This is a genomic window from Paramagnetospirillum caucaseum (assembly GCF_000342045.1).
GTDB lineage: Bacteria > Pseudomonadota > Alphaproteobacteria > Rhodospirillales > Magnetospirillaceae > Phaeospirillum > Phaeospirillum caucaseum.
Map to the genome: position 1 here is coordinate 1 of NZ_AONQ01000161.1, position 1,562 is coordinate 1,562.

Annotated in this window: 3 protein-coding genes; all 3 read right to left on the bottom strand. The window is 53.6% G+C overall.

All coding sequences use genetic code 11. The features are described 5' to 3' along the window. Positions 1-101 precede the first annotated feature (101 nt). Positions 102-452 carry a hypothetical protein gene (locus H261_RS22765; RefSeq protein ID WP_008622684.1) on the bottom strand — a complete coding sequence of 117 codons (351 nt, stop codon included), beginning with the start codon at positions 450-452 and terminating at the stop codon, positions 102-104. Positions 453-642: 190 nt separating this feature from the next. Continuing rightward, on the bottom strand, positions 643-819 hold the full coding sequence (locus H261_RS22770) for a hypothetical protein (protein WP_235063044.1): 177 nt from the start codon (positions 817-819) through the stop codon (positions 643-645). A gap of 76 nt (positions 820-895) precedes the next feature. Beyond that, positions 896-1,562, bottom strand: a 667-nt coding sequence (locus H261_RS22775; RefSeq protein ID WP_008622686.1) for a hemerythrin domain-containing protein, incomplete at its 5' end; no start/stop codon positions are given.

The following is a 1,562-nucleotide window of genomic DNA, read 5'->3' on the forward strand; positions in this document are numbered from 1 at the left end:
AAGAGTTCGAGATCAGGCCAACCTGTGTTTGCAACAATCATGGCCGTCCTCCGCCTTCACGCCGATCAAATGCTACCAAAGATTTATATCTTTCATCAACCTCAAGCAAAATGGTCCGGAGATTTAGCACCTTCCATTGTGCACCGATCCCCAACGGACTCCTCCTTCACCCGGAGGATTCCTGCCTCCAATCCCGCAGCAATCACCGTGTCCGAAATAGCCCCCTTGATTTCCTCGGGAAGAATGATCGCCGCTCTCCATGAACCATCAGGTGCCCGATATTTTGGCAAGGAGACCTCGGTGCTTTTGCCATCAGCCCGAACCTGGACACCTTGGATGGTCATCTCGATGCCATCAAAGACAACTTCAACATCAGCCAAGGCACGCAGCTTTCCTGCATTCCTGAGATGAGTAATGTGAATCGTTGAGATGGTGACCGATGCGGTGTCCATGGTCGGATTTGCGTTCAAGTTATTCACCATATGGGCGAGAAGTTAACGTCTTGATGGCATTAAATGAATGCGGTAGCGTTCACTCGTGGCTTTCCCCCAAAGCGGCCACATCTGGATGGCCCCTCCCCCCGAATCCATCCAGCACGATCAGGCGGTGGAGTTCTCGCCAGTTCGCCACCGCCGATCTGCTTTATGGTTCGCTCCGTATCATCGGAATAGCCGTAAAGAACTCTTGATCCGCCAGGGTGCGAATCGACACCATCAGCGTCTCGTGTTGGTGAACAAGGCGGGCATGGGGGACGCCATCAACGGTCGTCCAAAGCCTTGAAATCTCCCACACCTTCCTGGTCTGGTCGTTGGCTTTCATGAATCGATCCCCGACTTGGATGGATTGGGTTTTTCGCCCGAATATCGCCATTATCGTCCGAAATGATTGCCTGTGCTCAACCCGCTGTATCGCGAATTGCCTGCATTTGTCCAAAAAACTTTCGGTCCTCTGATAGCATGTGCTTTGCCACCACGTCGTAGGCCAGGAAATTGAACAGGTCGCCCAAGGCCAGTTCGCCGGATGTGAAATTCGCCACCAATTCCCCGGCACGGTCGATTAGTCCCTGGTGGGTTAGGGCATGTTCATCTGCACCGGAATATCCTATCGAGCGGAAAACGGCTTCTTCATCGCGGAAATGATCCAGAAGGTCTGCGACAAGGGCTTCGATCTGAGGTGCCACCTCATCGGTGGGTCGTTCTCCGATGACCGCTATCAGCAAATTATTTGCGTGTTCGAATAGGTTCCGGTGCTGCGTGTCGAGCAAGGCATGGCCGGATTCGTAGTTGCTCCTCCAGACCAGACGGAGGAACGCGAGATCAAGAAGTTCGGCTTCGTCAGCCTCATCAGCCCCGCAAGCATCGGTGACCACCCGGTTACGCCCACCTTCTTTGGCTGCATACAGGGCTGCATCAGAACGGCATAGCCAAGATTCCCAGGTCTCGTCCTCCCGATATTCAGCGACTCCGAAACTGGCGGTAACATGCCCGACGCCATGAAATTCAAAGGCCATGATTGCCTTGCGGATTCGTTCGGCAAGCAGGCTTGCAATCATCAATCCGCTA

What these genes read in the sequence shown, in the direction of transcription:
- H261_RS22770 (WP_235063044.1), bottom strand. Translation starts at nt 819, where the DNA reads ATGAAAGCCAACGACCAGACCAGGAAGGTGTGGGAGATTTCAAGGCTT.
- H261_RS22765 (WP_008622684.1), bottom strand. Translation starts at nt 452, where the DNA reads ATGGACACCGCATCGGTCACCATCTCAACGATTCACATTACTCATCTC.